Origin of the sequence: Limnohabitans sp., assembly GCF_017848645.1 — a bacterium.
Taxonomy (GTDB): Bacteria; Pseudomonadota; Gammaproteobacteria; order Burkholderiales; family Burkholderiaceae_C; genus Limnohabitans_A.
Genome location: NZ_JAFEIF010000066.1, coordinates 1 through 6,263, shown reverse-complemented (window position 1 = coordinate 6,263; position 6,263 = coordinate 1). Strand labels below are relative to the sequence as shown.

The window sequence follows — 6,263 nt, the reverse complement described above, 5'->3', positions numbered from 1 at the left end:
GGGGCGGGGGCAGGGGCTGGGGCAGTTAAGGGGTTTGCCTGCCGTAGGTGTCTTCGAAGCGGACGATGTCGTCCTCGCCCAGGTAGCTGCCGGATTGGACTTCGATGATTTCGAGCGGGATGCTGCCGGGGTTGGACAGGCGGTGCACCGGACGACGAAATTGTGCTCAGATCCCGATTTTTTTCAGAAGTTGGTAGGACGCTTTGCTGTTCACCAGCCATAGCCAACACGGCACTGACTAAAGTGGGGGCCATGAAAATTTGACTTTGTGCAATCTGGTCCAACCGTGGCTTAACTTGATCAATCAGGCCTGCTTTTTTGGCCTGGATAAGAACACCTAGCGAGCCAACAACTTTGATTTGGTTAATCTGAGCAACTTTACGGCCGCGCTTGTCGTCAATCAAAAGGTAGTCAGCATTGACGGCTTTGTAAAGAACCATGGCTTGTGTCTCGCCGGCGTCGGCATAGGCGTCAAGATAGACATAACCATTCATGTCAACTTGACGCACTTTGCCATCTAAGTAAGCTCTCAATCGAAGGGACTGAGATTTGTCGGAAATGGCTACTTCGGAGAACACCGTTTCGGGTACAAGAACTTCACCGAAGAGTTTTTCGAGCCATAAAAGCCCATCACACGTTGCAAGCGCTATGAGTGCGGAGGCGTCAGCAACCAGAATCATGCTGTTTTAAGTTCGGACAATTCTTGCGCTAAATCTTCAGGACTGATGTCCAGCGTTGGCACTTGGTTTGCCTTGCAAACGCTCATGAATTCATAAATGTCAACGCTAGCAATCTGGGCAGCTTTGGCCAGCGTGACGCGGCTTTGCTGATACAACCACAGTGCATAAGAAATGCGGATTTCCTTTTGAACTTGGCTAGCTCCCAGAAAAGAGACAAAGTCATTAGGCAGTTCTATGGCTATTTGCATGTTGTGCTCCTGCTGGCTATTCGGGCCAGAGCGGCGGCAGTGCCGGCTGGTCGAGGTCCGAGTTTATCGCGCCGCATGGTTGTTCGGGACTTTTTCATTGTCTTGGTGCGGCTGTTCGTTGTGCGGTATTGCGCAGAGGCTGTTGCTTTGGCACGGCCCAACAATTGAAATGACATGGTAGTTGTGGCGCACGGGTCTTAGGGGGTTTGCCGACCGTAGGTGTCTTCAAAGCGGACGATGTCGTCTTCGCCCAGGTAACTGCCGGATTGGACTTCGATGATTTCGAGCGGGATGCTGCCGGGGTTGGACAGGCGGTGCACGGTGCCCAATGGAATATAGGTGGATTGGTTTTCAGTGAGGATGAGGACTTGTTCGCCGTTGGTAATTTCGGCGGTGCCCCTGACGACGATCCAGTGTTCGGCGCGGTGGTGGTGTTTTTGCAGGCTGAGGCTGGCTTTGGGCTGGACCAGGATGCGTTTGACTTTGAAGCGTTCGCCTTCGTCGATGCTGTCGTACCAGCCCCAGGGGCGGTGGACTTTGCGGTGCAGGTTGTGTTCTTCGCGCTGTTCTTGGTTGAGGCGCTGGACGATGTGTTTGACGTCTTGGCTGCGCGATTGGTCGGCCACGAGCACGGCGTCGGCGGTTTCGATGATGACCAGGTCGCTCACGCCCACCAGGGTAACAAGGCGGTGGCTGGCGTGGACGAGGTTGTGGTGGCTGTCGGTGGCCAGCACGTCGCCCACATGCGCATTGCCTTGTGGGTCTTTGGCGAGCACGTTCCAGACGGCGTCCCAGGCGCCGAGGTCGCTCCAGCCTGCGTTCAAAGGGACCATGAAGATAGGGTGGGCGCTGCCGGGGCCGTGTTCGAGCACGGCGTAGTCGACCGATTCGGCGGGGACTTGGGCAAAGAGGGTTTTGTCGGGGCGCACAAAGGTGGCGCTGGCATAGGTGTCGGTGCTGCGTTGCTGCCAGGCGGCTTGGGTGGCGTGCAGGATGTCGGGCCGAAATTGCGCGAGGGCCTGGAGCCATGTGCTGGCTTTGAGGACGAACATGCCGGCGTTCCAGAAGTAGTGGCCTTCTTGCAGGTATTTTTGAGCAGTGGCGAGGTCGGGTTTTTCGACGAAGGCTTGGACGGGGATGGGGTGAGGGTTGGCCTGGTCTCCGCGCTCTGGGTCGTGGATGGGGGCGTGGATGTAGCCGTAGCCGGTTTCGGGCTTGTCGGGGGTGACGCCGAGGATGACGATGTGGCCTTGGGCCGCGTGGGTGATGGCTTGCTGCACCGCTTGGGTGTAGGCGGCAGGGTGGGTGATGGTTTGGTCGGCCGGGGTGATAACGAGCACGGGGTCTTGGCCGTTGGCGGTGGCGGCCAGTGCGGCCAGGGTGACGGCCGGGGCGGTGTTACGGCCCACGGGTTCGAGCAGGGCGGTGGCCAGGGGGTGACCGATTTCGCGCAGTTGTTCAGCGGCCAGGAAGCGGTGTTCTTCGCCGCAGACGATGAGGGGGGCGGCCAGGCTGATGCCGCTGTGCGCCAGTGCGCCCAGACGTTGCGCGGCTTGCTGGAACAGGCTGTGTTCGCCAGTCAGGCACAGGAATTGTTTGGGGAAACCGGTGCGCGACAGCGGCCACAGGCGGGTGCCGGAGCCGCCGCAGAGGATGACGGGGGTGACTTGGATCATGCGTGGCGCTGGGGTGATGTGTCGGGAGGTGGCCCGATTGTCGCCTCAATGGTCGCCTCAATGTTCGTATCAGTGGGGCAGGCGCCCACCCCGTGGGCGCAGGGGTCAGGCGCTTGTGGGGGTGCGGCGTTGCATGAGCAGGGGCCAGACGGCCCAGGCCAGGGCCAGCAGCAGGCCCAAAAACAGGCCAATGGCGGCGGCAGGGATCATGCCAAAGGTTTTGCGCACGCTGGGAGCCAGGCGCGATTCGAGGCCTTTGCTGAAGAAGGTTTTGGTGCTGATGAGCTGAGCCTGGAGGGTGTTGAGCGCTTGCTGGGCGTTGCTGTCTTCGGCGGGGGCTTTTTTGCGCAGGTCGGCTTCGATGGCCAGGAGTTGGTCGACCAGGGCCAGGCCGTTGAATTCTTTGGCCACCAGGGGCAGGGCGGGGGTGACGAAGTCGCGGGTGACTTGGATGCGGGCCAATTGGTCTTGCATGCGGGTGAGCTGCTCTTCGTTGGCGTTGATGTCGGACTGCACGGCCACGAGTTGGGTGCTGATGGGCATGTATTTGGCGTTGGAGTCGGCCAAATCGACGACTTGCTGCGAGCCCACGGCGCTGTTGCCCGGAAAGCGGCGTTGCAGGTTTTCGAGGTTTTTGGCGCGTTCTTGCAAAAACTTGAGCTCGATGCGCACTTGGGTGATGCGTGCACGCAGCTCGGATTCGGTGTTGAGCACTTGGGCTTCGTAGTTGCTGACCATGTTTTGCAGCGAGAGGTAGGCCACGCCTTGCTGCATGAAGCGGGTGGCAATGGCCACGTCTTGTTCGGCGCGGTCTTTGCTGGAGGCGGTGGCGCTGACGACAAAGTTGACGATGTTGTCGCTGCCGTTGTCGGTCATGGCTTTGCTGACAGAGGCCAGGTCTTTGGTGTCGGCTTTGGACAGCAGCAGGGTGGGTTTGACGTTTTGTGACCACCACTGGGTTTGCACCATGCGCTCGATTTGGTTTTTTTCGTCGGGCTTGAATTGCTCGGCTTGCAGTACCTGGCCAGCAAGCAGGGGCAGGCTTTGGGTATAGGACTTCCAGCCAACAAAGCTGATGGCGCCTTGGTTGACGAGAACGACCTGGGCCTGGTAGTTGACCAGGGCAAACCAGCCGAGCACGGCCACAACGAGGCCACCCCCAGCGCCCATGGCCAATTGTTTCCAGCGTTGGGTCAGAAAGTCAAAAATGGCAAGCAGGTCGATGCTGTCGTCGTTGTCTGGGGTGGTTTGTGTTTGCATATCGGTGGGGGCGCTCTTTTTCATCATTAAAACTATTTTTAATATTGTAGTTTGTGTATGCCAGCGAACATTGAGGGATTGAGAAAAGACGTAATCTTTGAATGAGCTCTATGGTATTGGTTTTTTGGCCTGATTAGCCCTTGAGGAGACGGCCTCAACACCATTATTGGGGTGCGCAGGTCTTTGGGGGACGGCTGTCCTGAGGCAGCTGTTACAGTTCGTAACTTTTTGCAAAAACAGGCTTCCATGGGCAGTTTGATGGGAGAGTTGGCGAGCAATGAACAATACAAATTCTGATGATCTGATGGACAACGACGAGTGGGCTTTCAGCTTGGCTGATGTGGTCGACTTTTTTCAGGAGGCCTGGAAGACGCTGCTTGGCGGTGCCCTGGCAGGTCTGGCTTTGGCTGTGCTGGGCTGGTTGGCGGTGGGCAAGTACACGGCCGAGTCGGTGATGGTGAACAACAAGGTGAGCGGCAATGCGATCACTGTCGGTGGCAAACCTGTGATCGATTCGAGCCGGGCGATTGACCTGATCAGTTGGCGCAGTTTGAGCCAGAGCCTGCCCAATTTGGCCACTGAGTTGCTGGACAAGGATGTGCTGCCCGATGAGCAGCGGGGGCAAATCAAGGCCATGTCCGACCCGGCTTGGTGGGGGGCCTCGGTCAAGCCGACGTTTTCATTGTCCAAGGCCGATGCCAAGGAGTTGGCGGTGATCAGCCAGGAGATGCAGGAGTCGGGCAGCGCCGATATCTTGAACCTGGTGGTCAAGACGCGGGGCAGCTCGGAGGCGGCGGCGGCGGCCAATGCCAAGGTGGCGACCGATTTCATCATGCAGGGCGGTGCTTATTTGTCGGTGCGGGATGCGATCAACCGCTACGAGTCGCAGGTCTTGACGGTGGACTCGGATTTGCAAAAGAAGATCACCGACCGCGAGGTGGAGCTGAAGTTCATGCGCGAGCGTGCCAAGCAGCTGGAGGATTTGCGCACGCGCTTCCCGGCCAATGTGGTGGTGGGCTCGCAGCAGGTGGTGGATTTGAAGGATTCGAACGCCAAGTACATGCCCATCAGCACGCAGATTGTGGCGGTGCAGTCGGACATCAATGCGGCGCAGGAGGATTTGGCACGGATGCGTGACAAGCTGGCGCAGTCGGCTTTGTTGCGCTCTTTTGTGGCCAAGGCGCAAGAGGAGACGGGCAAGCTGCACAATGGTTTTGCCTTGATCGACCAGTTGCTGAAAATCGTGGATGGCTTGCGCACAGCGGCCAGCCAGGACGATGTGAATGCGCAGTTGGTGTTGAACACTTTGCAGGCCGATTTGGTGAAGGCCAGGACCTTTTTTACCAAGGGTCTGGAAATTCGCCTGGCCCCTTCGGTGAAGCCGCCTGCCTTGGCTTTGCCTTTGGTGGGGGGCTTGTTGCTGGGTGGGTTTGCAATGCTGGTGTTTTTGTTGCTGCGCAACGCGCTCAAGGCGCTTCGCGCCAAGCAAGCTTTGGCCCAGGCCCCAGCCGCCTGAGGCCCCTGGTTTCGCGACCCGCCGCCACGGCTTGATGCGTGGCGGGTCGACCCGGGTTGGGCCCGGGGTTCATGTCTGCTTTCCCCTTTGTTTTTGAGTGTGCCCACACTGGGGCATGGGTGCGCTTTCGCGTGGCTTGCCGTCTTGGCTGGGTGACAATGCGGGTTGCGGTGGTTTTCAAGGGCTGATGTGGTCAAACTGGGTGGTGCGGTGTTGGTGCAGGGCGCGGGCGCGGTGTTTTGCGCAGGGGTGTCTTTTGCCTTGACCTTGTGGTTGGCCCGCGTGTTGGGCACGGCGGGCTTTGGCGCGTATGTGGCATTGTTGAGTGTGGCCACCTTGGCGTTGATGTTGCAAGAGGGAGGCTGGCCGGCCTGGCTGTACCGGGAGCGGGCTCGCGCCGACGCAGACGCAGACGCAGACGCAGACGCAGACGCAGACGCAGACGCAGACGCAGACGCAGTTGCGCGCCTGGGTGATGGGGTGTCGCGGGCGATCATGGGGCGGTTTTTGGTGCATGTGGGCGCGGTGTCGCTGGTGTTGTGTGTGGGGGCTTGGTGGTGGTCGGGTGGGGATGCGGCCATGGCTTTGCTGGCCATGGCTTGTGTGGCGGTGATGAATGGGGTGTCGGCCGGTTTGCGGGGGGCGGCTTGGTTTGCGCGCGATGCGGCTTGGCAAAGCGCGGGGCGGGTGGTGTCTGCCGTGGCTGTGGCCGGGGTGTTGGGTTGGGGCTTGGGCTCTGGCTCTGGCTCTGGCTCGGTGTCTTTGGCGGCGGTGTTTGGGGCTTGGGCTGCGGGGCTGGGCCTGGTGCTGCTGGTGGGCGGTTGGTGGTGGCACCGGCAAGCCCAGCAAGGCCATTCAGGGCAGGGGGCTGTGGTGGGGTGGC

Annotated in this window: 4 protein-coding genes and 3 pseudogenes; 2 read left to right on the top strand and 5 right to left on the bottom strand. The window is 59.6% G+C overall.

Translation table 11 applies throughout. The features are described 5' to 3' along the window. Positions 1-25: 25 nt before the first annotated feature. The 5 genes and pseudogenes from QZ190_RS14140 to QZ190_RS14120 form a co-directional block, all read right to left on the bottom strand. Positions 26-145, bottom strand: a pseudogene (locus QZ190_RS14140) (hypothetical protein); the annotation flags it as partial. A gap of 136 nt (positions 146-281) precedes the next feature. After that, positions 282-440: pseudogene (locus QZ190_RS14135) on the bottom strand (DUF3368 domain-containing protein); the annotation flags it as partial. 236 nt (positions 441-676) lie between these two features. Next, positions 677-928 (bottom strand): UPF0175 family protein, encoded by a 252-nt coding sequence (locus QZ190_RS14130; protein WP_108353280.1) that lies wholly within the window; start codon positions 926-928, stop codon positions 677-679. A 197-nt stretch (positions 929-1,125) separates the two neighbouring features. Further along, positions 1,126-2,604 (bottom strand): mannose-1-phosphate guanylyltransferase/mannose-6-phosphate isomerase, encoded by a 1,479-nt coding sequence (locus QZ190_RS14125; RefSeq protein ID WP_291917388.1) that lies wholly within the window; start codon positions 2,602-2,604, stop codon positions 1,126-1,128. Between the two features lie 105 nt (positions 2,605-2,709). Then, the gene (locus QZ190_RS14120; protein WP_291917385.1) at positions 2,710-3,864 is read right to left on the bottom strand and encodes a hypothetical protein; all 1,155 of its coding nucleotides are present in this window, start codon (positions 3,862-3,864) and stop codon (positions 2,710-2,712) included. Between the two features lie 277 nt (positions 3,865-4,141). On the opposite strand from QZ190_RS14120, the gene QZ190_RS14115 reads away from it, so the two are divergent. Beyond that, complete coding sequence (locus tag QZ190_RS14115; protein WP_291917384.1) at positions 4,142-5,380, top strand: hypothetical protein; 1,239 nt, start codon at positions 4,142-4,144, stop codon at positions 5,378-5,380. Positions 5,381-5,569: 189 nt separating this feature from the next. Further along, positions 5,570-6,263 (top strand): annotated as a pseudogene (locus QZ190_RS14110) (hypothetical protein); the annotation flags it as partial.

Bases quoted from the DNA above. Each gene is read 5' to 3' on its own strand.
- QZ190_RS14120 (WP_291917385.1), bottom strand. From the start codon at position 3,864: ATGCAAACACAAACCACCCCAGACAACGACGACAGCATCGACCTGCTT.
- QZ190_RS14125 (WP_291917388.1), bottom strand. From the start codon at position 2,604: ATGATCCAAGTCACCCCCGTCATCCTCTGCGGCGGCTCCGGCACCCGC.
- QZ190_RS14115 (WP_291917384.1), top strand. From the start codon at position 4,142: ATGAACAATACAAATTCTGATGATCTGATGGACAACGACGAGTGGGCT.
- QZ190_RS14130 (WP_108353280.1), bottom strand. From the start codon at position 928: ATGCAAATAGCCATAGAACTGCCTAATGACTTTGTCTCTTTTCTGGGA.